Source organism: Caballeronia sp. Sq4a, assembly GCF_023170545.1.
Taxonomy (GTDB): domain Bacteria; phylum Pseudomonadota; class Gammaproteobacteria; order Burkholderiales; family Burkholderiaceae; genus Caballeronia.
On sequence record NZ_CP084251.1, the window covers coordinates 734239 to 756441 of the forward strand.

The following is a 22203-nucleotide window of genomic DNA, read 5'->3' on the forward strand; positions in this document are numbered from 1 at the left end:
CTGTTCGTTACGAATGACGCGCATCACTGTGCCGATGCGGTCTTCACCGCGGGCGCATCGCCGGTGTTGTTCATGGCGACGGCGTTGACCTTCACGACATCGTTCGGACGCACGCGCTGCAAGCCGTTCACGACGATGCGCTCGCCCGGAGCGAGTCCCTTCGCGATGACGCGCAGGCCGTCATGCGTCTGGCCCAGCGTGACTTCGCGGTATTGCACGCGGTTGTCCTTGTCCACGACCATCACGTACTTCTTGTCCTGATCCGTGCCGATGGCGGCGTCGTCGACGAGCACTGCCGGATGCGGCGTGCCGCCGCCCACCTTGATGCGTGCGTAGAGCCCCGGCACGAGCGATCCATCCGGGTTGTTGAAGCGCGCGCGCACGCGGATGGTGCCGGACGTCGTATCGAGCCGGTTATCGACCGAATCGACGACGCCTTCGCGCGAATAGCCGTCCTCGTTCGCCAGGCCCAGCGAGACCGGCACGGTGCTGCTCGCATCGCGGCCGAGATAGCGCAGGTACGTCTGCTCGTCCACATCGAACGAGGCGTAGATCGGCGAAACCGAGACGAGCGTCGTCAGAAGCGGCGCATTCGCGCCCGTCGACACGATGTTCCCGACCGTCAGTTCCGCGCGCGAGACGCGGCCCGACACCGGCGCGACGATATGCGTGTACGCGAGGTTGATCTTCGCGGCTTCGAGCGCGGCCTGCGCGGCCTTCAGGTTCGCGACGGCCTCGCGCGCGGCGTTCTGCTTTTCGTCGTAGTCGCGCTTGGCAATGGCGTTGTCCGAGAGCAGACGTTCGGCGCGCGCAGCATCCGTCGACGTATAGCCGTTACGGGCCTGCGCTGCCGCAAGCTGCGCCTGTGCGCGATCGACTTCGGCTTCGTAGGGACGCGGATCGATGGTAAAGAGCGGATCACCCTTCTTCACGAGCGCCCCGTCCTTGAAATGAACCGCGACGATGGTGCCGGGCACGAGCGGACGAATGTCAACGTGATTCACCGCTTCGAGCCTGCCGGAATAGCTTTGCCAATCCGTGATGGTCTTCGACACGACGGTCGCCACGTCCACTTCGGTGGCGGTCGGACTGTGTGCCGCGGCGCGCGCCTGATTGATGGCCGCGTCGCCCTGGCCGCGCCAGACGGTATAGCCGCCCGCGCCTGCGATGATCAGCGTCGCGCCTAGCGCGGCGTAGATGCGTTTGCGAGTGAACATCATGATGGAAAGCTCCGGTTGCGTTGAGTTCGTATTGTTGTGGTGCGTGGCTTTGCGCTTATGTGGTGCGCGCGAGCCGTTTCCTGAAGAAGGCGACGACATCCTTCAATGCCGCCGCATGCGCCGCGAGCGCCTGGTGCGATGCCTTGCAGTGGCGCGTGACTTCGGTCGGCACGCCCGCCGCAATGAGTTCGGCCGCGTATTTCTCGGCTTCGATATGCAGCAGGTCATGCTCCGCGCTCGCGATCAATGCAGGAGGCAAGCCAGCGAGACGCCGCGATTCGAGCGGCGCGGCGTACGGATGCAAACGTTGCGACGGATTCGGCAAGTAGGCGCGATAGCAGCGCGCGCACTCGCTGAGTTCGAGATCGGGGCACAGAACCTTGCGCTCGTCGGCCACGCGCGTCATGCTCGGATCGAGCAGCGGCGCGAGCAGCGCCTGCGCCGACACGCGAATGTCGCCGCGATCGCGAGCGATGGCAGCCACGCACGTCGCGAGATTGCCGCCTGCATCGTGGCCCGCGACGCCCATGCGCTGCGGGTCCGCGCGCTGGCCGCGTGCATGCGCGAAGGCCCATTGCGCCGCGCGATAGCCGTCTTCCGGCGCGGCGGGAAACGGATAGGCCGGCGCGAGCGAATAGCCGACGGACACGACCCACGCCGGCGTATCGCGCGCGATGGTCGAAGCGGCGATGTCGGCATCGTCCAGATTGCCGTGTGTAAAACCACCGCCATGAAAATAGAGCACGATGGGCAAGACAGTGCCATCGGATGCCGGGCGGTAGCTGCGCAGCACGATTGGCTGGACGTGCCCTGCGATATGCACCTCTTCGATGCACAGTCTCGGGCGTTGCTCCTGATCCAGCAGTGTTGCCATGGTTATTCCGTTCGCACGGCCTTGCGTACAAGGCGTCCGCGCATGAGTTGCGATGGTGCGAATTCTGGAGTCCACGCCTTTTTAGATAAATGCCTATAATCCGGCAACACAATTCGGTCGCCCCGAACAATCGGGGCAATCGTGGCTAGACCGCGCAATTCATTTCTTAGCCACCCGCTTAATTCCTCGCTCACTCAGCATCGAAGGTACGAGAACATGGATCGGCTACAAGCAATGCAGGTCTTTACCCGCGTCGTCGACACGAACAGCTTTTCGCGGGCAGCGGATACGCTCAATCTGCCACGCGCGTCCGTGACGACGATCATTCAAAACCTCGAAGCGTTTCTCAACGTGCGCCTGCTTCAGCGCACGACGCGCAGGCTCAATCTCACTCCGGACGGCGCGGCTTATTACGAGCGCTGCGTGCGCATTCTCGCGGATATCGAAGAAGCGGAAAGCACGTTCTCCAACAACGGCAAAGGCCCGCACGGCAAGCTGCGCGTGGACATGCCGGGCGCAATCGGGCGTCTGATCGTGATGCCTCAGCTATGCGATTTCCACACGCGCTACCCGGATATCGAGCTGATGATGGGCTTCGGCGACAAGCCCGTCGATCTCATTCAGGAAGGCGTCGACTGCGTGATTCGCGTGGGCACGCTGCAGGATTCGAGTCTCGTCGCGCGGCGCATCGGCGTGTTCCAGGGCGTGACGGTGGCGAGTCCGCAATATCTGGAGCGTCACGGCACGCCCAAGACGCTCGACGATTTGCAGAACCACACGGCAGTGAATTATTTTTCGAGCCGCACGGGCCGCATTATGGATATGGATTTCGTCGTGGACGGTGAAACCATCGAAGTGAAGATGCGCGGCATGATCGCAGTGAACGACGCCGAAGCGTACTTGAGCTGCGGGCTGAAGGGCGTCGGCATCGTGCAGGTCGCGCGTTTCATGGCGCTGCCTTATTTGCGCTCGGGCGAACTCATCGAAGTCTTGCCGCAATGGAATCCCTTGCCGATGCCTATTTCCGCGGTCTATCCGCATAACCGGCATTTGTCGCCGAAAGTGCGCGTGTTCGTGGACTGGGTTGCCGAGCTATTCGAACGCTGCCCGCTGCTGCAAGGACAGAAGGATGCGGAAGAGCGTTGCCTGCCGACGAGCACCGCATCGCCGATGATCGTGCGTCATGGCACTCCCGAAGTGGCAGGCACGGCAGACGTCGTCGTTTAACGAAGCGTCGCTGTTCTTCTCGTTTCTCGAATGCTTTCCATCGCCGTGATGGAAAGCATTTCTCTCATTTCCCGCTTACTTCAATGACGACGCCGCGAGCGATTATTCGCGGATGTCGATAAATCTATTCGCGGATGAGGCATTTATCCGCCGGCACCGCGCGACTACATTTCGTCCTGCCACGACGCATCGCTCAATGTGAACGATGCGTCGTATCCCGATGCATATGGAACGGATCGAAAGGAGTCGCAACATGAAAAGCTTTATCGTCGCGAGTGTCTCGCTTGCCGCTATCTCTGCCGTCATTTCGAGCACGGCTTTCGCTGAAGGCGGACAAGGCATTGGCCGTGCGGGGACGTATCTGACTCAGACCACGTCGAGCACGAGCGAAGCACCGAAGACGCGCGCGCAAGTCCGTGCGGAACTTGCAGCGGCTTACTCCGACGGCTCGCTTCCGGTGTTGAATCGCAATAGCTATCCGTCGCGCAGCATGTGGGGCGATGCGGTCGCCGCTCAAGCGGAAGCGCGCAATCGTGGGATCGTCGAGTATGCGAATGGGTCGCCGGTGCGAAACAACGTCGTCTCGCGTTGAATTACTTCGTTTAACTAACTAAATTACAATGAGGTCGATCATGTTCGATAACACGTCGCTCGAACAATTCTCCATGCTCGACGATTTCGCGCCGACTGCGCCGGTGTGGCGGCCGTTCGTGGAGCCCGCATCGACCGATGGGTTGCAGGTTGCACAAGAATGCAGCGAATGTGCTGCGCTTTCCTGAGGGGGTCGGTCGCGCCGATGCGTTCGTTGAACGCGGGCGCGATTTGCGCGTCAGGCAGACGCGCGGCATCGTAGTCGCGTGACGGGAGTTGTTGCGAAGGTGGCTTGGGCGACCTCGGGTACGTCGAGCAGAAAGGTAGTCCCGGCCCTGCCGCTTTTTCCCCCAAGGACGGCGGGCGCGATGGCCTTGCTGGCGCCCTCTCTCCCTGAATCCTCATGACGCTCGTTCTCGCCTGAGCGGGCCGAACTGCATTTTTCGCAGCGAAATTGGCTTACCGTCCGGTTGCTGCATTTATTGCGCTCGCATGGCTTTCCGGCGCGGGCGATAGCGGTCCAACGCCGTGGCCGTGGATCAGAACGCCGGCTTATCCCGCGAGCTTCGACGGCGGCCACGCGCCCGCCCTAGGGCCTGTTCCTTTCGAGTCGGTTGCAACGCCCGCAGAAAGCGGCCCGCACTATGGCCGAAACCTAGCCCACTGCGGCGCTCGCTCTTTCTCGCCTGAGCGGGCCGAAGCGCGGTTCCGCCGCGAAACGGCTTACCGCCGAGTGTTGCTTCGACTTGCGCTCGCAACGCTTTTAAGCCCGGGCGATTGCGGTCCGAGGCCTTGGCGGTGGATCAGATTGTCGGCTTATACAGGGGGCTTCGGCGCTTGGCCGCGCGCCCGCACTAAGGCCTGTTCGTTTCGAGTCCGGCTCAACGCCCGCTGAATGGCCCGCACTATGGCTGGGACTGAGCCCACGGCGGCGCTCGCTCTTTCTCGCCTGAGGGCGTCAAACCGCGGTTCCGCCGCCAAACGGCTTACCGCCGATTATTGCTTCGACTTGCGCTCGCAGAGCTCTTGGCTGCGGGCGATTTCGGTCCAAGGCCGTGGCGGTGGATCAAAACGCAGGCTTATAGGACGGCCTCCCGCGCTGGGCCACGCGCCCGCACTAGGGTCTGGTTCTTTCGGTCTCAACGCCCGCTGAATCGTGCCCTCGCTATAGCCGAAACCGAGCCCACGGCGGCGCTCGCCGCCGGGCGTAGACTCCGCGCGCTCATCCGGCCTTGTGGGCAAGGCGCCATTTCTTGCTCGCTCGCGCTGCGGTTTTCTCCCGTCGGTTGCTCTCGTGCTCGTTTCGCGTCCGCAACCATTCTTATATCAACGCGTCGTCGCACTTTCGTCGCCTGAGCCGACCAATCTGAACTGCTCGGCAAACGTCACCGGTCGGCCCATTGCCGCACTCCCACTTGTCCATCTGTTTTTGACCGGCGCCTGCCCGGTCTCGATTCGTCCGTACGTGCGCGGCAGTGGGCCGAGACCGCGACGGCGGCCGTGTCGCCTTGTCCGACAGGGGTCACCATAGGGCCGCGTGCAGCCGTCTGAGCCGGCCGGCTCGGTCGCATCCTTGCGCCTCAGACGCGACCCGCGCACGAGCGCCAGACCGAACGGCCGGGGCTCCCACACAGACGTGGCCGCCTGATCTGTCCGACAAACCCACGTCGCCCGTACGGAAAAGCGAGCCGTTTGTCTCCCTGCCGCGACTAGACAGTCCCGCGCCGTCCGGCCTTCGATCAAAGGCGAGACCCGCCGCAAACCCCCGCCACGCAAGGCTGCGCGCCGGTCCACATACCAACCCGGCGGCCCGCATCCAAACCCCGCTCGCTCCCCTTTCGGATTATTCGTAGTAACGGGACAGTGTTTTCACCTATCCCGTATTTATCGGAATATGCTTAATGACGTACGTTCTAGGTCGAGTCAAAGCCTGGAACAATGCCATGACAGCTTTTTCGAAAAGAGCGGACCCGTGGTCACAGACCGTCCACCAACTTGAAACGATCCCCGTCGAGTCGGGGCGGACCGCGCCGTCGCAGAAGACGGCCCGCGCCGAAAGCGCCTTCCTCGAACGCCTGACCCGCGACTGGAATCGCACGCATCCGCGGGAGTCGAACGACCGCTTGCCTTTCCCGCAAGCCATCGTGCGCGTGATCGAGCGCCCGAGCAGCGCGACCGCGCTTGTTTATTGGTCCGATCCGGGAACGTGCCATTACGGCTATCAGGGCTGGCGCGCTACCACTGCGTCCGGCGACGGCGTGTGCTCGCTTTCGGGCATGCCGATCCATCGCGGGGATCAGGTTTATCGGCCGTCGCAGCGCGATCCGAAGCCCCAGAACGCATCGGCGATGATTCTCGCCGCCGCGATGCCCAAGACCGAAGAAGTCGAAGCCGACGTCCACGGCTGAGGAATGGCGGCGGGCGGGCGGCGCGGGCGGCACTTCGTGCGGCCGCCTGCGGTCAATAGCCGACCGTGAACCGCTGCTTGATATGCGCCCCGCGTTCGAACTCGTCGAGAAACGCGATCGCGAAATCGTCGAAGGAAATCCAGCTCCGGCCGTTGGCATCGACCAGTAGTTCGTCGACGCCCGTGCGAAACCGCTGCGTGCGCGGGCCGCTCACGAACTCCGCCGAGGGCGACACGAACGTCCAGTTCAGCTCGCGGTCGCGGCGCAGGGCGTCGAGAAACGCGGCGCCAGCTGTCGCTTCCGCGCGGTAGGCGTCCGGAAAGCCCGGCGCGTCGAGCAGGCGCTGGCCGGGCGCGAGATACAGACTGCCCGCCCCGCCCACGACCAAGAGCCGCTCCACGCCCGCGCGCTTCACCGCGCCCACGATCGCGCTCTCGGGCACGGTCGAGAAACGCGTCGCGCTGAAGACGGCGTCGTGTCCGGCGATGGCATCGGCGAGCGCGTCGAGATCGAGCGCATCCACGTCTCGCGCGTCGAGACCTTCGCGCGTTTCCAGCTTCGACGTGTCGCGGGCGAGCGCCGTCACGGTGTGTCCGCGCCGCAACGCTTCGTGCGTGAGCCGGCTTCCGACATTGCCGGTAGCGCCGATGATCGCGATCCTGCTCATGTTTCTTTTCTCCTTGTTTTGCCGCGTGCGCATGGTCGTCGCGCGCGCCTCTCGCGCCGGACGCCGATAAGGAACGTCGAGTGAGCGGTCCTGATGGTTCGGATTCCTTCCCGCGAACAGCCGTTGGCGAGAACGATCGTACGGGACGCCGCTGAGTCCAGCAACGCGCCCGATGCGGGGATGCAATTTCCGCGCCGCTTTGTCACGTCCGCGTCCGATACCGCTCCGCCGGCGTCATAAGAAAAAATCGCTTCGCCCGACGCGCGCCGCCGTTACACTAGAGCCCCCGCGCTCTTTGACATTGCGTCATTACGGCGAATACCGGCGCGCCGGACGCCTATGTTGCGGATGCGTGCTCAATCGAAGTCGTCAATTTGTCACGACACTGGTTTATCTTGCAGGTCCTCGCCGCTCCCTTACCGGAAAGGAGTTAATCGTGAAGAATCCGCAATTGCAGAGTGCCATCGAAGGACGCAACAATCCGGCAGGCGAGACTGCCTACGAGCCGATTCCGGTCGGCGCTGCGCCCGCCGAGTCAGCCGAGAAAACGGGCTACTCGGACTCGCTGGACATTCCGCTCAATTACGGCATCGTGATGGACGCTCTCAGGGACGCAGTGCGCGCGAATCTCTGAGCGTTCGAATCCCTCATGCAAAAGCGCCCCCGAGTCGGGGCGCTTTTTTTTCGCCGGGCCGGTTCGTGCCGCGCCGCCGTGCGCGAGCGCTCGTTCACATGGGTAACAGACGATTTATCGCCTACGATGTAGGGATGCTCCTCTAGGCGGATGCGCGCAAACGCCCGGCGACCCGCGCCGTGCGGCCATCACGCGTGCCCCGGCGTGATGTCGATCAGGACGACAGCCCCACGCGCCGGCAAGACCCAAGCCACATGGACTCCTTCTTCAAGGACCGGCGCGAAGCCGGCCGCGAACTCGCCACGCTGCTCGCCGACTACGCGAACCGCGACGACGTAATCGTGCTCGGCCTCCCGCGCGGCGGCGTGCCGGTAGCCTTCGAAGTGGCGAGCGCGCTTGGCGCTGCGTTGGACGTGCTCATCGTGCGCAAGCTGGGCGTGCCGTCGCAGCCCGAGCTTGCGATGGGCGCGATCGCGTCCGGCGACGCCTTCTATCTCGATGACCGCATCGTCGGCTATGCGGGCGTCAGCAAGCCCGAACTCGACGCCGTGATCGAGGGCGAGCGCGCCGAACTGGCCCGGCGCGAGGCGATGTATCGCGGGTCGCGTCCGCCGCTCGATACCGCCGGCAAGGTCGCGATCGTCGTGGACGACGGCATGGCCACCGGCGCCACCATGCGCGCCGCCGCGATGTCGCTGCGCAACGGCGGCGCCGCGCCCGCGCGCCTGATCGCGGCGTTGCCGGTCGCGCCGCTGGATGCGGCGTCGCGCTTCGCCGAAGCCGTCGATGCATGCGTCTGCGTGCTTCAGCCGCGTCACTTTCTGGGCGTCGGGCAGTTTTACATCGACTTCGAGCAGACGAGCGACGACGAAGTGCGCGCGCTTCTAGGACTGAGCGCCTAGCGCGTCCACGGAGCGTCGCGTTCGGCATGCGTCGCGCCGTACTTCTCCCGTGCGAGCCGCAGCACCGCGCGCTCGATCAGGCCGTCGTCCGCCAGCGCTTTCAGCGCCGAAAGCACGATGGCCACGCGGTCCACCTCGAAGAACGCGCGCAGCGACTGCCGCGTGTCGCTGCGCCCGAACCCGTCGGTGCCGAGCGTCACATAACGGCGCGGCACATACGCGCGAATCAGCTCGGGCACCGCGCGCACGTAGTCGGTCGCGGCGATCACCGGCCCGCGCGATGCCTGCAGCGCGCGCGTCACATAGGGCGTCGGCGCGTCGTCGGAGAGGCGGTCCATGCGCTCGCACGCCGCGCCATCGCGATGCAGTTCCGCATAGCTCGTCACGCTCCACACGGCCGCCGCGATGTTCCAGTCGGCTTCGAGCATGGCGCGCGCGGCGATCGCCTCGTTCAGGATCGCGCCCGAACCGAGCAGTTGCAACTGAGCGCTACTCGCCTCGTCAGCGCCGGAAATGCGGTGGATGCCGCGCAGAATGCCTTCGCGCGTGGCCGGATCGAGCGTTTTGCCGGGCGCGGAGGGTTGCGCGTAGTTCTCGTTCGTGACGGTGAGGTAGTAGAACACGTCGCGTTGGCGCGTCAACATCTCCTGCATGCCCTCGTCGACGATCGCCGCGACTTCGTACGCGAACGCCGGGTCATAGGCGCGGCAGTTCGGAATGGTCGATGCCGTCAGATGACTCGTGCCGTCCTGATGCTGCAAGCCCTCGCCGCCGAGCGTCGTGCGCCCGGACGTCGCGCCGATCAGAAAACCGCGCGAACGCTGGTCGGCCGCCGCGAAAATCAGGTCGCCGATGCGCTGGAAGCCGAACATCGAGTAGTAGATGTAGAACGGCAGCATCGGGAGATCGTGGACGCTATAGGAGGTCGCCGCCGCGATCCACGACGAGATCGCGCCCGCCTCGGAGATGCCCTCTTCGAGAATCTGCCCGCGCGTGTCCTCGCGGTAGTAGAGCATCGAGCCCATGTCTTCCGGCTCGTAAAGCTGGCCGAGCGGCGAATAGATGCCCACCTGCCGGAACAGATTCGCCATGCCGAAGGTGCGCGCCTCGTCGGCCACCACGGGCACGATGCGCGGGCCGAGCGTCGCGTCCTTCATCAGACTGCCGAGCATGCGCACGAACGCCATGGTCGTGGACATCTCCTTGCCGGCGCTGTCGAGCGCGAATTGCGCCCACGTGCCGAGCGCAGGCGGCACGAGCGATTCCGACGCCTTCGCGCGTCGCCGCGGCAGGTAGCCGCCGAGCGCCGCGCGGCGTTCGTGCAGATACCGCATTTCCGGGGCGTCGTCGGCGGGCTTGTAGAACTTCAGCGCCTCGACGTCGGCATCGGAAAGCGGCAGGCGAAAGCGGTCACGGAACGCTTTGAGGTCGTCGAGATCCAGCTTCTTCTGCTGATGCGTGGTCATGCGGCCCTGCCCGACCGTTCCCATGCCGAAGCCTTTCATCGTCTTCGCGAGGATCACCGTCGGCTGGCCCTTGTGGGCGAGCGCTTTGGCGTACGCCGCATGCAGCTTGCGCACGTCGTGGCCGCCGCGCCGCAAACGGTCGATGTCTTCATCCGACAAATGCGCGGCGAGCGCGGCCAGTTCCGGGTTCTGGCCGAAGAAGCGCTCGCGGTTGTAGCGGCCGTCGTTGGCGGAGAAGGTCTGAAACTGGCCGTCGACGGTATGCGCGAACGCGCGCAGCAACGCGCCGGTGCGGTCGCGCGCGAAAAGCGCGTCCCAGTCCGATCCCCACAGCACCTTGATCACATTCCAGCCCGCGCCGGTGAACTGCGCTTCGAGTTCGTCGACGATGCGCCCGTTGCTGCGCACCGGTCCATCCAGCCGCTGCAGATTGCAGTTGATGACGAACACAAGGTTGTCGAGCCGTTCACGCGAAGCCAGCGACAGCGCGCCGATCGACTCTGGCTCGTCCATCTCGCCATCGCCGAAAAAGCCCCAGACCTTGCGCCCTTCCGTCTGCTTCTGGCCGCGGTTTTGCAGATAGCGCATGAAGCGCGCTTGGTAGATCGAGTTGATCGGCCCGATGCCCATCGAGCCCGTCGGAAATTGCCAGAAATCCGGCATCAGCCACGGATGCGGATATGAGCACAGCCCCGGCCCGCCGATCTCGCGCCGGTAGTGCTGCAAGTGCGCTTCATCGAGGAAGCCTTCGAGGAAGGCCCGCGCATACACGCCCGGCGACGAGTGCGGCTGAAAGTAGACGAGATCGCCGCCGTGGTCGCTGCCCGCTGCGCGAAAGAAGTGATTGAAGCCCACTTCGAAGAGATCCGCGGCCGACGCGTAGCTCGCGATATGGCCGCCGAGTTCGCCGTAGGCGCGATTCGCGCGCACGACCATGGCCAGCGCGTTCCAGCGCAGCACGCCGGCGAGTTTCTCTTCGATCTCGAAGTTGCCCGGATACGGCGGCTGCTGTTCGACAGGAATGGTGTTGGCGTATGGCGTCGCGCGGGCCCGCGCCGATTCGACGCCGACCGACAGCGCATGCTCCGCGAGGCGGTCGAACAGATACTGCGCGCGCTCCTTCCCGACGTGGCCAACGACCGCATCGAGCGCATCCAGCCACTCGGCTGTTTCGCCGGGGTCCGCGTCTTCACGCCCCCGCGCAAGAGAAAGAAGCTGACTGGTTCCGTTCGACAAATCGGTCATGGCGCGGCTCCGCTGGCAGGCTAGTATCAGTCGAGGATAACCACTCGCGCACAGAATGTGCATCTCATTTGGCTGCGAGATCGCTTTGCGGTAGTGTTCTTATTCTGCGAAAACGCGCGAAACAGGAACGTTTGAACTATGAGCTCACAGACGAAGCAGCGGCTCGACCGCATCGACATTGGCATTCTCAACGAGCTTCAACACAACGCCCGCATTACGAATTCGGAACTTGCGCGCGCCGTCAACCTGTCGCCGACGCCCTGCTTCAATCGCGTGCGCGCGCTGGAGAAAGCCGGGCTTTTTAGGCAACACGTCACGCTGCTGAGTCCGGAGGCGCTGGGACTCAGCATCAACGTGTTCATTCAGGTGAGTCTGGAAAAGCAGATCAAGGACGCGCTGGCGCGCTTCGAGCAGGCGATCAGCGAGCGCCCGGAGGTGATGGAGTGTTATCTGATGACGGGCGATGCCGACTATCTGCTGCGCGTGGTGCTGCCCGACGTGGCGGCGCTGGAGCGCTTCATCCTGGAGCGGCTCACGAAGATGCCGGGCGTGTCGAACATTCGCTCGAGCTTCGCGCTCAAGCAGGTGCGCTACAAAACGGCGCTGCCGCTGCCAGCGTCCGGTTTGACGTTGCCGGAGCCGAAGAACGGCGAGGAAGACTGGGAGTGACTTGTCCTGCGACAAAGGCCCCCTGAAACGGGAGCCTTCGCACAACCGGGTCACGCTCTCACGAAGAGAGCGGCGACCTTACGCCGAGATCTTGATGTCCACGGTCGTGTTGGTCGACGACGAGCTCGACGCCTTGGCCGTGCCGCCAGCGATGCTTGCTTGAGCCAGAGCAGCGCGTTCGATCTTTTGCATGTGCATACCTTCTTGAATAACGGTTGAAGCGATAGTGCTGTAACGCCGACGTCGCAGCGTTAAGCCGTGATCGTGACGGAGACATTGGTGGTGGACGAAGACGTGCTCGACGCCTTGGCGGTGCCACCAGCGATGTTTGCCTGAACCAGAGCTGCGCGGTCGATCTTTTGCATGAGAGTGCCTCTCGCTAAAAACAAAGAATGTAGGTAATACGCCGGAAGCGATCTGCGCTGCGCGCGCAATCCCGGACCAGCGTGGCGCTCAGTCATGACGTCTATTCGTTATGTACAACGAACGGATAACTGCGTTTGCGAACGACTGAGTGCGAGAAAGTCTATCCAAGTCACCGCAATAAATGAACGCCGAAAAGTCTGAACTATCGAAGCTATTCCGTGCCGTTTCGCTGCGCAGACGTTTCATAGCGGCCGCCCGGAAACAGCTTCTGCACGCAATGTGCGCAGACGCAGCAGAATGCTCGTTCCGGCAATCACTCGTCAGAAACATGAGCTCAACTTCACTGCCAGAAGCGCCTTCATGGGAAGCCGTCGTCGAGCAGACGGCGCGCGCGCTCGCGTGCGGCGCGCTGCGTCCGTTCGACACGATCGAGCATGTCATCGAAGAAGGCGGCGTGCGCTTTCTCGTGCGGCAAGCGGCGAATCTCGCGCGCAAGGAAGAGGCCGCGAAGCTCGCGGCCAAGTCTGCCACCGATGCGGCAAGCGCGTGGCGCGATCCGTTCTCGCCGTGCGAGGACGCCCTGCGCGTCGGCGATATCGGCGAGCGGCATTTCCTGTTGTTGAACAAGTTCAATGTCCTCGCGCACCATCTGCTGATCGTGACCACGCAGTTCGAGCCACAGGAAGCCTTGCTCGATACCGACGACTTCGCCGCCCTGCTCGCGTGCCTGAACCAGTTCGACGGACTCGGCTTCTACAACGGCGGCGCCGTCGCCGGATCGAGCCAGCCGCACAAACACATGCAGATGGTACGGCTGCCGCTCGACGGTCTCGCGGCGCCCATCGAGCCGTTGATCCGGAACGCGAAGGACCGCGCGATCTTCCGCGTGCCGGGGCTCGCGTTCGGTCACGCGGCGGCGTGGCTCGACGCCCCGTCCGACAACACGCCGCAACACGCGCACGACACGTATCGACGGTTGCTGGACGCGATTGGCGTCGAGCCGCTCGATGTCGCCGGGGCAACGCATCAGGCCGCGCCGTACAACTTGCTCGTCACGCGCCGCTGGATGCTCGCGGTGCCGCGCACGGCGGCCGATGTCGAAGGCATCGCGATCAACGCGCTCGGCTTCGCCGGCTCGCTTTTCGTGCGCGACGATGCCCAGCGCCGCATCGTCGAAACGCTCGGGCCGATGAACCTGCTCGCCCGCGCCGCCGGCCGCGTCTGAGCCGCCGCGCGGGCTTGAAAACCGCCGGCGCGGCCTGCATTTCGCCTCTCGAATATCGGGAGTCCAACATGGGAAGCCGGCCACAATTCATCGACGATCTTGCGCGCGGCCCGCAAGACGCCTCGCAGTCACCGCCGCAGCCGCTCGACGACACCGCGTTGCTCGATGCGTATTCGCGCACCGTGATCGGCGCGCTGGAACGCGTGCAGCAGGCCGTCGTTTTCATTTCGGTCGAGCGCGAACTGGCCGATGCCCGCGGCGCGCGCCGTCAGGCGGGCGGCACCGGCTCGGGCTTCATTTTCACGCCCGACGGTTATCTGCTGACCAATAGCCACGTCGTTCACGGCGCGACGCGCATTACCGTGACGCTCGCTGACGGCGCGCACTTTCACGCCGATCTCGTCGGCGACGATCCGGGCAGCGATCTCGCGGTGTTGCGCATCGGCTCGCCTGAGCCGCTGCCGCACGTCGAACTGGGGGAATCGGGCAAGCTGCGCGTCGGCCAGATCGCGATCGCGGTCGGCAATCCGCTCGGCCTCGCTCAGACGGTGACGACAGGCGTCGTCTCGGCGCTCGGGCGGTCGCTGCGCTCCACCTCCGGCCGCATGATCTACGACGTGATCCAGACCGATGCCGCGCTTAATCCCGGCAACTCGGGCGGTCCGCTCATCAATTCGGCGGGACAGGTGATCGGCGTGAACACAGCCATCATTTCGGGCGCGCAGGCCATTTCGTTCGCGACTGCCATCGATACGGCCAAGTGGGTCATCATGCAGATCTTCGCGTACGGACGCGTGCGGCGCGCGTATATCGGCGTGGCGGGAACGACGGCGCCGGTGTCGCGGCGCGTGCAACGCTTCTTCGGGCTGACGTCGGCGAGCGCGGTGCACGTCATGGAAGTCGTCAAGGGCAGCCCGGCCGCGCTGGGCGGACTGCGCACGGGCGACCGTATCGTCGCGGTGGATGGCGTGAACGTCGATAGCGTCGACGGCTTGCAGCGCGCGCTGGATGCATCGCGTATCGAACGCGCGGTGAAGGTCGCGGTGCTGCGCGGCACGCAGATGATCGAGGTCGACGTGACGCCGGTTGAGCAGACGGGATGAGGGTTGGCGGGCGGGCGGCGCGCCACGCTCCGCTCGGCTCGAACCGACGGCGCGAGAATTCGACGGCGCGGGGAGCGCTTGATATATTCGCAGTGCTCAGGTTTCCGAATAGAGTCGCTCGTCCATGTTCAAGCTCGCCACCTCATTCGCCGTTGCCGTTCTACTGGCAGCGTGCATGTCGCCTGTCCCTTCCGCCACCGGCGTTCCTGCAGACCAGCCCGCCTCGCGCGCCGATTCGCAGATAGGACTACCCAACCCGGCTTCCACGAATTGCATCCGCCGAGGCGGGACGCCGCAAATCGTTGATAGCGACGACGGCCAGATCGGCATGTGCCGCTTTCCAAGCGGCAAGTCGTGCGAGGAATGGGCGCTGCTGCGCGGCCAATGCTCGCCCGACCAAAAATAACGGGTCCTGCTGGGCGCGTTTCCTCGTAGCGCAAAGCCGGCGCAATTTTGAGATACGTCCGATGGCAAGCAAAGGCACGCTATCTCAAAATTGCACCTATTCAAACGCAACTGAGGTAACGAATCATGAGCCCCTTTTTCCTGATCGACGTCGCAGCCCTGACCCACGCATCTGGCCTGCGCCGCAATTCCCAGAATGAGGTGGTGCCGACGACGATTCTCGAGACGCTTGCACGCCTGCTCACTTCGCTTTTTCACTAATCGACGGGCGCATGACACCAAACGACGGAGTCCCGAAATTTGATTTGCATCGTCGTTTAGCCTGCCTAATGAATTTAAACATTTTATCAAACCGGGGCGCACACATGGACGCCACTACGCCGATCGTGCGAAGCTGTTTGCTTTTGATTAATACAATAAAAATCGCCGATGAATCAAATCAATGAGCAAGCCGTGTCAGAAACCGACGCACGATCCGCATCATTTCAACTTGATCGCGACATGGCACTGTTCGTGGGAAAGAATGTCGACTACTACAGTCGCAAATGGGTGATTCAGAACCCGCGCACGTCGAAGCGAAGCTGGAACGGCGCCGCATTCCTACTAGGGCCGGTCTGGCTCGTGTACAGGAAAATGCACTGGCAAGCCGCCGCATACATTGCAATCGCTCTGGTTTGTGCCTTAGCCACGTCTTCGCTGAGCGAGGGCATCAATCGTGCGCTTTCCTACGCATTTCCGCTGGCAATGGGGTTATGCGGGAATTCCATTTACTTGGCGCACGCCGAAAAGATCATCAAGAAGGTAAGCGATTCTCCCTTACCGGCCGAAATACGCGACGCTGAGTTACTCCGTCGTGGAGGCACGAATCCCGTCGCCGCGTGGCTTCTCGGTATTGCGATTATTGTGCTCACGGTCGTGGCGGTAATGAGCGCGTGAGACAGTGTCTAAGTTGGGTCGCAATGCAACGTGTGAACAAGTGGCCCGCTGCATTCGATTCACCCGGCTCGGTTGTCTAATCCCGCGCACTGGGGCAGTCGCGAACGGCTGAGGAATCACCGGCTCGCACATGCCCCGCGACTTCTCGTTTTGGGCTGACGAGAGGCGTCTTCGCTCGGCGCAATGCGGCGCTGTTCAGCACTTCGGCGCCGCCCGCCGTCGAAAAGAGCCTGCCGCTGCGCAGAAGGCGCCGCGTTCGCGCAAGTCCGACGCAGCGCGAGCCCCGGCGCCGCGCGAGCCGGAAAGGCGCGAGTCGGGCCGACGCATCGCTCCTCGGGGCGATGTCGCACATGCTGTCCGCCGTCGCGTGGCCGCCGATGCCGCGCCTACCCCACCGCGACCAACGCACGGTGCGCCTCCCGTCTCACCGCGCACGACGCCCCGGCGATGCTCGCGCTGACATGCTGCCCCGCATCCATCGCCCGGCCAGAGAGCGCAAGCGCCTGCCGCGCTTGCCGCTATCGTGCGACGAGCGTCGCAAGCCAAAGCGCTGCATCCGGCTTGCAAAAACAAAAATGCCGTCTCACGACGGCATCTCCGATCAGCTTCGTTCAAACGCCTCAAGCAGCGATTCGCGCATGCTCCGTTTCCACGCGATCGTCGCCCGCGTCCTCGCCGTCGTCGTAAAGATGGAGCAGCCGATAGCCGCTCTTGTACACCGGCTGCAGACGGAAGTGATTCACCGGCTCGATCTCGAGCGCGAGACGCAGGCGCGACACATGGCTATCAATGGTGCGCGTGGTTTCGCGGAATTCGCGGCCCCACACCATCGCGAAAATGTGATCGCGCGACAGCACCCGACCGATATTCGAGAAGAAGAGCTGCGCCAGCCGGAACTGCGTGCCGCTCAATTGCACCGGGCGGCCGCGCACGGTGACGGTCTGCTGGCGCGAATCGAAGCGATACGGCCCGATCTCCAGGCACGCGCTGGACGTCGTCGGGTACGCGCGGCGCAGCAACGCTTCGACACGCGCGCCGAATTCGCCCGGACGGATGGGATAGACCACGAAGTCGTCCGCGCCCGCCGTCAGCGCGCAGACGACGTTGTGCTCGGCGCCGTCGGCCGTGGCGAACATCACGGGAACGCGCTCGCCGAAGCTCGAGCGCACGGATTTCAGCAGATCGAGACCGCAGAGGCCCGTCGAGTTCCAGTCGAGGATCAGCAGATCCACGGTCGAACGCGACAGCGCCTTGGAAAGCAGCAGGCCGTCGCCGAAGGTGACGACAGTGTGTCCGAGTCGTTTGACGACTTCGGCGATGAGATTTCGGTAACTTGGGTCGGTTTGCAAAACGGCGACGCGCATAGTGTCAAGCCTGATGAGTCTGAGGACATGGGCCGATACCGCTTCTCGCGGCATCTCCCCGGGCGTCTCGTTACAAAAAGAGACGGCAATACAGGCACGCATTCTGGTCAGCGCGCCCACCCTTTCCCATCGGACTCCTCCGAAATGTCAACGCATGTAACCGCCGCGCGCCGCCAATGGCGCGAGCGCGCCACATCTAAACGTGATTTTTTGTGTAGTGGCGACTTACATCCTGTAACATGCCGCCTTCGGCTTACATCGAGCCGAAAGTCCCCGCTTCCGCCGCCTTACCGAGACGGCGCGAGCGCAAGCTGCGACACGGCTGTCCGCCGACATGCGCAGCGCGGTGACGGGCGCCGGTTTTGGACCGCGCCCCAGTCGTTCCCGTTTTCGCGCTCACCCGGCGCGTCCGACATCCCGCAGGGCATCGCCTCGTCCCATGCGTCGCTCGACCGCACGCGTGGCTTTTCTCATTACGGGTTCTCATTCGATGCAGGCAACACCTTTCGACGGCGCGTCGCACGCCGCCGGCCGCGCGCTCACGCGTGGCGATTACAAGACGCTCGCGCTCGCCGCGCTCGGCGGCGCGCTCGAGTTCTACGACTTCATCATCTTCGTGTTCTTCGCGCCGGTCATCGGCCAGCTGTTTTTCCCGGCGTCCATTCCTGACTGGCTGCGCCAATTGCAGACTTTCGGCATCTTTGCCGCCGGTTATCTGGCGCGGCCGCTCGGCGGTATCGTGATGGCGCATTTCGGCGATCTGCTCGGACGCAAGCGCATGTTCACGCTCTCCGTCCTGCTGATGTCGGTCCCGACGCTCTTGATGGGTCTGTTGCCCACGTACGCGTCCCTCGGCCTGATGGCGCCCGTTCTGCTGCTGGTTTTCCGTGTGATGCAGGGCGCGGCGGTCGGCGGCGAAGTGCCGGGCGCATGGGTTTTCGTCTCGGAACACGTGCCGCGCCGTCACATCGGCTATGCGTGCGGCACGCTCACGGCCGGCCTGACCGCGGGCATTCTGCTCGGCTCGCTGATCGCGACGGCCATCAACAAGACGTTTGCTCCTGCCGATGTCGCGAGCTTCGCGTGGCGTCTGCCGTTCCTGCTCGGCGGGTTGTTCGGACTCTGCTCGGTCTATCTGCGCCGCTGGCTGCATGAAACGCCGGTGTTCGCCGAACTCCAGAAGCGCAAATCGCTCGCGGCGGAACTCCCGCTGAAGGCCGTTTTGCGCGACCACGGCCGCGCCGTCATCGTGTCGATGCTGCTCACGTGGATGCTCTCGGCCGCCATCGTCGTCGTGATCCTGATGACGCCCACGCTGCTCCAGAAGCAGTTCCACATTGCGCCGGCCACGGTGCTGATCGCGAACTGCGCCGCGACGCTGTGCCTTACGGTCGGCTGCGTGCTCGCGGGCGCGATTGCCGGCCGCATCGGCGCGGGCAAGACGCTTTTCGTCGGCGCGTTCCTGTTGGCGGGCTCGTACTACGCGCTGTTCCAGCAAGTGGCGCTCGATGCCTCGACGCTGCTGCCGTGGTACGCGCTCACGGGCTTCACGGTCGGCGTGATCGGCGCGATTCCGTTCGTGATGGTCAAGTCGTTCCCGCCCGCCGTGCGCTTTTCGGGCATCTCGTTTTCGTACAACGTCGCGTATGCGGTGTTCGGCGGACTCACGCCGATCGTCGTTTCGCTGATGATGAAATCGAGCCCGGCCGCGCCCGCGCTGTATGTCGGCGCGCTGTGCGTGGTCGGCGCGGTGACCGCGCTCTTCATCAAGGAGGCGCGCTGAACCCGCGAGCCGTTCCGTTGTGACGGCAAGACAATGGCGCACGCCTCGGCGGTGCGCCATTTTCATTTCAGGCGAGGCCGAAACATCCCGCGCGCCACGCGCCTACGATGAGCGGCATGAACTCGAACCTGTCTTCCCGCCAGTTGTGCGTCGTGGCCGCGACGAGTGTCGGCTTCGTCGTCTCGCAGCTCGATGTGTCGATCGTGAACGTCGCGCTCGCGAGCATCGCACATGATCTCGGCGCGAGCGTCGCGAGCCTGCAATGGACCGTGGACGCCTACGCGCTCGCATTCGCCGCGCTGATGCTTCTGGCCGGCTCGCTCGGCGACCGGTTCGGCGCGCGGCGGCTGTTCGTCGGCGGTCTCGCGGTCTTCGCGTTCGCTTCACTGGCGTGCGCCTTTTCACGCGATGCCGCGCAGCTGATCGCCGCCCGCGCGATTCAGGGCGTCGGTGCGGCAGCGATGTTGCCGAATTCGCTCGCGCTGCTGAACGCCGCGTGCGGCCAGGACAGGCGCGTGCGGGCGCGCGCGGTTGGCTTGTGGACGGCGGCGGGCGCGGTGTCCATCGCGGCAGGCCCCATTGTCGGCGGAGCGCTGATCGCCGCGTTCGGCTGGCGCAGCATCTTCTGGGTCAATCTGCCGATCTGCGCGGCGGGCGTCGCGGCGACGCTCGCATGGGTGGACGAGTCGCCGTCGCACGGGCGCGGCGACGGCATCGATCTGAGCGGCCAGGCGCTTGCCATCGTCGCGCTCACGGCGCTGGTCGGCGCGGTGATCGAAGCACGGCCGCTCGGGCTGTCGCATCCGCTGGTGACCGGCGCATTCGCGATCGCGGTGGCGGCGACGGCCGCGTTCATCGCAGTCGAAAGAAGAAGCCGCGCGCCGATGCTCCCGCTCGCGCTCTTCGGCGAGCGCACCTTCAGCGCCGCGGTGCTGTTCGGCATCGCCGTGAACTTCACCTACTATGGAAGCGTGTTCGTGCTGAGTCTGTATTTGCAACGCGTGCTCGGCCAGACGCCGTTGCAGACCGGCCTCGCGTTTTTGCCGCTCACGGGCGGCTTCCTGTTGTCGAATCTCGCGAGCGGTCCGGTGGTGGCGCGCTTCGGCTCGCGCGGCCCGATGATCGCCGGCGCATTGCTCGACGCGGCGGGTTTCGCGTCGCTTGCATTCGTCGATGCCCATACGCCGACGGTCGCTCTGCTGCTTCCGTTTCTGCTGATTCCGTCCGGCATGGGCGTGGCTGTCCCGGCGATGACCACGGCGCTCCTCGGCACCGTCGGCCAGCGGCGCGCAGGCACGGCGTCGGCCGTGCTGAACACCGCGCGGCAGGCCGCCGGCGCAATGGGCGTGGCCGCGTTCGGCGCGTTGGCGGGCCAAGCGGGAGGCGCGGCGGCATCGGCGCACATCGTCGATGCGGTGCGCTGGTCGGCGGCTGCGTCGGTGGCGATGCTGGCGTGCGCGGCAGTCATCGCGCGTGGCGTGCGCGGCGGGACGGCGACGGACGACAATGAAGCGGCGAACCGGCCGCGACGCGCGGTGAAATAGCGCGTGGGCATCGGCGGGAACACAGGTTGCGAACCGGCTCAAGTCACTTCAAGGAGAACCCGCATCATGTCCAGCCAGCCACACGCCCCGGAAGAAACCGTCGAACCGGATCCGGACAAGTTGCTCGATCCGGATGCCGCGCCGAATCCCGACGATCCCGACATGCCGGACGGTCCCGATTCCGCGATGCCGCTCGTCCCGGCCGATCCGAAGAACGGCGAGCCGCGCATGTAGCGGCTCGTTCATGTCCGCATGACACGAATGCCCGCGCACCCTTCCGGGCTGCGCGGGCATCGGTCGGATAAAAACACGCTAGAGGCTCGTCGTCTGAACCTCGCCGGTTTCCAGCGCGCGTTCGATCAACGCGTCCTGCTGCGCCTTGCGCACTGCGTCCGCGACGAACGTATCCGGCGCTTCCACTTCCGCCCTGATCGTGCCGATGATGCCATCGGCCTGGACGATGACGAGCGATTCCGCCGAGTCCGCCCGGCTGATGATGACGCGCTGCGGTCCGCCGCCTTCCGCGATGCTCGCGCAAAACTGCATGCGCTCGCCGCCGATCACGTGTTCGAATGTCTGAATCATGGCTGCCTTCTGCGTTGGTTGGACAAAAGCTGACGCAGGCACCGGCGCGCGCGTATGGCAGCACGCCGCTCCCCTCCTGTTGATTGATTCGCGCGGCGGCAGCAGGTTCCACATCACCCGTCAGCGACGCTCGCCGTGCGCCCGATGGAGTATGCGCGCGGTGGCGTCGTCTGCGGGGAAAAACGCTTCGATTGCGAGCTCGGAAAGCGTGATATCGACCGGCGTGCCGAACACCGTCGTCGTGCTGATGAGCGACAGCAGGCCGAACTCCGTGCGCAAGCGCAGCGGCACGACGACAGGATCGGTTGCGCCGCGTTCGGCGCGTCCCGCGTGCGGCGGCGCCGGATACGCTTCGAGTTCGTCGAGCAGCGCGGCGAGCGTCGGATCGCCTGACACGTCGATCTGCCGACGCAGCCGCGCGAGCAGATGCGCCCGCCACTCGTGCCAGTTCTCGATGACGCTCGCGAGCCCGCGCGGATGCAGCGAGAGGCGCAGCACGTTGACCGGCGGCGCAAGCAAGGACGCATCCGCCGACGCGACGAGCGGTTGCAGCGCGGCGTTGGCGGCGATCATCGTCCAGTGACGATCCACCGCGAGCGCGGGATACGGCTCGTGGCCCTTCAGCACGAGCTCGACGGCATGCCGCGCGGGCTCGAGGTCCGGGTCCGCGAATGCCCGCTCCTTGTACAGCGGCGCATAGCCCGCGGCGAGAAAGAGCGCATTGCGCTCCCGCAAGGGCACGTCGAGTTGCTCGGCGAGCCGGATCAACATATCGCGGCTCGGCACGGAGCGTCCGGATTCGATAAAGCTCAAGTGGCGCGTCGAAACGTCCGCTATACAAGCAAGCTCCAGCTGACTCATGCGCCTGCGCTGACGCCATTCGCGCAGCAACATGCCGACCGTGGCAGGCGTGACGCCCGGCGCGCGCGGCTTAGCTTCTGTCAGTGTCGTGTCCATGCGCCGATGTTAGACGAAGCGCACGGCAGCAA

At 64.6% G+C, this 22203-nt stretch carries 22 protein-coding genes; 15 read left to right on the forward strand and 7 right to left on the reverse strand.

The window, feature by feature from the left end; genetic code table 11:
* Positions 1–23 precede the first annotated feature (23 nt).
* Entirely contained in the window at positions 24–1220 is a 1197-nt protein-coding gene (locus LDZ24_RS17345) for an efflux RND transporter periplasmic adaptor subunit (RefSeq protein ID WP_248322474.1), read from the reverse strand.
* 55 nt (positions 1221–1275) lie between these two features.
* The gene (locus LDZ24_RS17350) at positions 1276–2094 is read right to left on the reverse strand and encodes an alpha/beta hydrolase (RefSeq protein ID WP_175941431.1); all 819 of its coding nucleotides are present in this window, start codon (positions 2092–2094) and stop codon (positions 1276–1278) included.
* A 216-nt stretch (positions 2095–2310) separates the two neighbouring features.
* Here LDZ24_RS17350 and LDZ24_RS17355 point away from each other — a divergent pair, with 216 nt between their 5' ends.
* The 4 genes from LDZ24_RS17355 to LDZ24_RS17370 all read left to right on the forward strand — a co-directional run bounded on the left by LDZ24_RS17355 (position 2311) and on the right by LDZ24_RS17370 (position 6320).
* Complete coding sequence (locus LDZ24_RS17355) at positions 2311–3321, forward strand: LysR family transcriptional regulator (RefSeq protein WP_248322475.1); 1011 nt, start codon at positions 2311–2313, stop codon at positions 3319–3321.
* Positions 3322–3574: 253 nt separating this feature from the next.
* Complete coding sequence (locus tag LDZ24_RS17360) at positions 3575–3913, forward strand: DUF4148 domain-containing protein (RefSeq protein WP_248322476.1); 339 nt, start codon at positions 3575–3577, stop codon at positions 3911–3913.
* Between the two features lie 40 nt (positions 3914–3953).
* The gene (locus LDZ24_RS17365) at positions 3954–4100 is read left to right on the forward strand and encodes a hypothetical protein (protein ID WP_248322477.1); all 147 of its coding nucleotides are present in this window, start codon (positions 3954–3956) and stop codon (positions 4098–4100) included.
* A 1755-nt stretch (positions 4101–5855) separates the two neighbouring features.
* Complete coding sequence (locus LDZ24_RS17370; RefSeq protein WP_206469470.1) at positions 5856–6320, forward strand: DUF3331 domain-containing protein; 465 nt, start codon at positions 5856–5858, stop codon at positions 6318–6320.
* A gap of 52 nt (positions 6321–6372) precedes the next feature.
* On the opposite strand, the gene LDZ24_RS17375 is transcribed toward LDZ24_RS17370, so the two are convergent.
* Complete coding sequence (locus LDZ24_RS17375) at positions 6373–6987, reverse strand: NAD(P)-dependent oxidoreductase (protein WP_175941421.1); 615 nt, start codon at positions 6985–6987, stop codon at positions 6373–6375.
* 436 nt (positions 6988–7423) lie between these two features.
* Here LDZ24_RS17375 and LDZ24_RS17380 point away from each other — a divergent pair, with 436 nt between their 5' ends.
* The gene (locus LDZ24_RS17380; RefSeq protein ID WP_159833576.1) at positions 7424–7621 is read left to right on the forward strand and encodes a hypothetical protein; all 198 of its coding nucleotides are present in this window, start codon (positions 7424–7426) and stop codon (positions 7619–7621) included.
* A gap of 254 nt (positions 7622–7875) precedes the next feature.
* Positions 7876–8523 (forward strand): phosphoribosyltransferase, encoded by a 648-nt coding sequence (locus LDZ24_RS17385; RefSeq protein WP_248322478.1) that lies wholly within the window; start codon positions 7876–7878, stop codon positions 8521–8523.
* On the opposite strand, the gene mdeB is transcribed toward LDZ24_RS17385, so the two are convergent.
* On the reverse strand, positions 8520–11234 hold the full coding sequence (gene mdeB / locus LDZ24_RS17390) for an alpha-ketoglutarate dehydrogenase (protein ID WP_248322479.1): 2715 nt from the start codon (positions 11232–11234) through the stop codon (positions 8520–8522). The two genes, LDZ24_RS17385 and mdeB, sit on opposite strands and share 4 nt — an antisense overlap.
* Positions 11235–11372: 138 nt before the next feature.
* Between mdeB and LDZ24_RS17395 the strand changes: the two genes are divergently transcribed.
* The 6 genes from LDZ24_RS17395 (at position 11373) to LDZ24_RS17415 (ending at position 15938) form a co-directional block, all read left to right on the forward strand.
* Positions 11373–11903 (forward strand): Lrp/AsnC family transcriptional regulator, encoded by a 531-nt coding sequence (locus LDZ24_RS17395; RefSeq protein WP_248322480.1) that lies wholly within the window; start codon positions 11373–11375, stop codon positions 11901–11903.
* Positions 11904–12597: 694 nt separating this feature from the next.
* Positions 12598–13494 (forward strand): DUF4922 domain-containing protein, encoded by an 897-nt coding sequence (locus LDZ24_RS17400; protein WP_248322481.1) that lies wholly within the window; start codon positions 12598–12600, stop codon positions 13492–13494.
* Positions 13495–13562: 68 nt separating this feature from the next.
* Positions 13563–14597 carry a S1C family serine protease gene (locus LDZ24_RS17405; RefSeq protein WP_248322482.1) on the forward strand — a complete coding sequence of 345 codons (1035 nt, stop codon included), beginning with the start codon at positions 13563–13565 and terminating at the stop codon, positions 14595–14597.
* 124 nt (positions 14598–14721) lie between these two features.
* On the forward strand, positions 14722–15003 hold the full coding sequence (locus tag LDZ24_RS17410) for a DUF333 domain-containing protein (protein ID WP_248322483.1): 282 nt from the start codon (positions 14722–14724) through the stop codon (positions 15001–15003).
* 125 nt (positions 15004–15128) lie between these two features.
* A complete protein-coding gene (locus LDZ24_RS27990; protein WP_256465395.1) occupies positions 15129–15263 on the forward strand; it encodes a hypothetical protein in 135 nt (44 codons plus the stop codon).
* Between the two features lie 168 nt (positions 15264–15431).
* A complete protein-coding gene (locus LDZ24_RS17415; protein ID WP_248322484.1) occupies positions 15432–15938 on the forward strand; it encodes a DUF2628 domain-containing protein in 507 nt (168 codons plus the stop codon).
* Positions 15939–16558: 620 nt separating this feature from the next.
* Here LDZ24_RS17415 and LDZ24_RS17420 read toward each other — a convergent pair.
* Positions 16559–17302 (reverse strand): response regulator transcription factor, encoded by a 744-nt coding sequence (locus LDZ24_RS17420; RefSeq protein WP_206469465.1) that lies wholly within the window; start codon positions 17300–17302, stop codon positions 16559–16561.
* Between the two features lie 490 nt (positions 17303–17792).
* Between LDZ24_RS17420 and LDZ24_RS17425 the strand changes: the two genes are divergently transcribed.
* The 3 genes from LDZ24_RS17425 to LDZ24_RS17435 all read left to right on the forward strand — a co-directional run bounded on the left by LDZ24_RS17425 (position 17793) and on the right by LDZ24_RS17435 (position 20863).
* Positions 17793–19085 carry an MFS transporter gene (locus LDZ24_RS17425; RefSeq protein ID WP_248322485.1) on the forward strand — a complete coding sequence of 431 codons (1293 nt, stop codon included), beginning with the start codon at positions 17793–17795 and terminating at the stop codon, positions 19083–19085.
* A gap of 107 nt (positions 19086–19192) precedes the next feature.
* Complete coding sequence (locus LDZ24_RS17430; protein ID WP_248322486.1) at positions 19193–20629, forward strand: MFS transporter; 1437 nt, start codon at positions 19193–19195, stop codon at positions 20627–20629.
* Positions 20630–20695: 66 nt separating this feature from the next.
* Complete coding sequence (locus tag LDZ24_RS17435; protein ID WP_206469462.1) at positions 20696–20863, forward strand: hypothetical protein; 168 nt, start codon at positions 20696–20698, stop codon at positions 20861–20863.
* A 78-nt stretch (positions 20864–20941) separates the two neighbouring features.
* On the opposite strand, the gene LDZ24_RS17440 is transcribed toward LDZ24_RS17435, so the two are convergent.
* Entirely contained in the window at positions 20942–21214 is a 273-nt protein-coding gene (locus LDZ24_RS17440) for a hypothetical protein (protein WP_206469460.1), read from the reverse strand.
* Between the two features lie 120 nt (positions 21215–21334).
* The gene (locus LDZ24_RS17445) at positions 21335–22171 is read right to left on the reverse strand and encodes a helix-turn-helix domain-containing protein (protein ID WP_248322487.1); all 837 of its coding nucleotides are present in this window, start codon (positions 22169–22171) and stop codon (positions 21335–21337) included.
* Positions 22172–22203 lie beyond the last annotated feature (32 nt).

Bases quoted from the DNA above. Each gene is read 5' to 3' on its own strand.
- LDZ24_RS17345 (WP_248322474.1), bottom strand. From the start codon at position 1,220: ATGATGTTCACTCGCAAACGCATCTACGCCGCGCTAGGCGCGACGCTG.
- LDZ24_RS17360 (WP_248322476.1), top strand. From the start codon at position 3,575: ATGAAAAGCTTTATCGTCGCGAGTGTCTCGCTTGCCGCTATCTCTGCC.
- LDZ24_RS17440 (WP_206469460.1), bottom strand. From the start codon at position 21,214: ATGATTCAGACATTCGAACACGTGATCGGCGGCGAGCGCATGCAGTTT.
- LDZ24_RS17445 (WP_248322487.1), bottom strand. From the start codon at position 22,171: ATGGACACGACACTGACAGAAGCTAAGCCGCGCGCGCCGGGCGTCACG.
- LDZ24_RS17375 (WP_175941421.1), bottom strand. From the start codon at position 6,987: ATGAGCAGGATCGCGATCATCGGCGCTACCGGCAATGTCGGAAGCCGG.
- LDZ24_RS17425 (WP_248322485.1), top strand. From the start codon at position 17,793: ATGCAGGCAACACCTTTCGACGGCGCGTCGCACGCCGCCGGCCGCGCG.
- LDZ24_RS17405 (WP_248322482.1), top strand. From the start codon at position 13,563: ATGGGAAGCCGGCCACAATTCATCGACGATCTTGCGCGCGGCCCGCAA.
- LDZ24_RS17415 (WP_248322484.1), top strand. From the start codon at position 15,432: ATGAATCAAATCAATGAGCAAGCCGTGTCAGAAACCGACGCACGATCC.
- LDZ24_RS17420 (WP_206469465.1), bottom strand. From the start codon at position 17,302: ATGCGCGTCGCCGTTTTGCAAACCGACCCAAGTTACCGAAATCTCATC.
- LDZ24_RS17410 (WP_248322483.1), top strand. From the start codon at position 14,722: ATGTTCAAGCTCGCCACCTCATTCGCCGTTGCCGTTCTACTGGCAGCG.
- LDZ24_RS17395 (WP_248322480.1), top strand. From the start codon at position 11,373: ATGAGCTCACAGACGAAGCAGCGGCTCGACCGCATCGACATTGGCATT.
- LDZ24_RS17400 (WP_248322481.1), top strand. From the start codon at position 12,598: ATGAGCTCAACTTCACTGCCAGAAGCGCCTTCATGGGAAGCCGTCGTC.
- LDZ24_RS17365 (WP_248322477.1), top strand. From the start codon at position 3,954: ATGTTCGATAACACGTCGCTCGAACAATTCTCCATGCTCGACGATTTC.
- LDZ24_RS27990 (WP_256465395.1), top strand. From the start codon at position 15,129: ATGAGCCCCTTTTTCCTGATCGACGTCGCAGCCCTGACCCACGCATCT.
- LDZ24_RS17430 (WP_248322486.1), top strand. From the start codon at position 19,193: ATGAGCGGCATGAACTCGAACCTGTCTTCCCGCCAGTTGTGCGTCGTG.
- LDZ24_RS17355 (WP_248322475.1), top strand. From the start codon at position 2,311: ATGGATCGGCTACAAGCAATGCAGGTCTTTACCCGCGTCGTCGACACG.
- LDZ24_RS17435 (WP_206469462.1), top strand. From the start codon at position 20,696: ATGTCCAGCCAGCCACACGCCCCGGAAGAAACCGTCGAACCGGATCCG.
- LDZ24_RS17370 (WP_206469470.1), top strand. From the start codon at position 5,856: ATGACAGCTTTTTCGAAAAGAGCGGACCCGTGGTCACAGACCGTCCAC.
- LDZ24_RS17385 (WP_248322478.1), top strand. From the start codon at position 7,876: ATGGACTCCTTCTTCAAGGACCGGCGCGAAGCCGGCCGCGAACTCGCC.
- mdeB (WP_248322479.1), bottom strand. From the start codon at position 11,234: ATGACCGATTTGTCGAACGGAACCAGTCAGCTTCTTTCTCTTGCGCGG.
- LDZ24_RS17350 (WP_175941431.1), bottom strand. From the start codon at position 2,094: ATGGCAACACTGCTGGATCAGGAGCAACGCCCGAGACTGTGCATCGAA.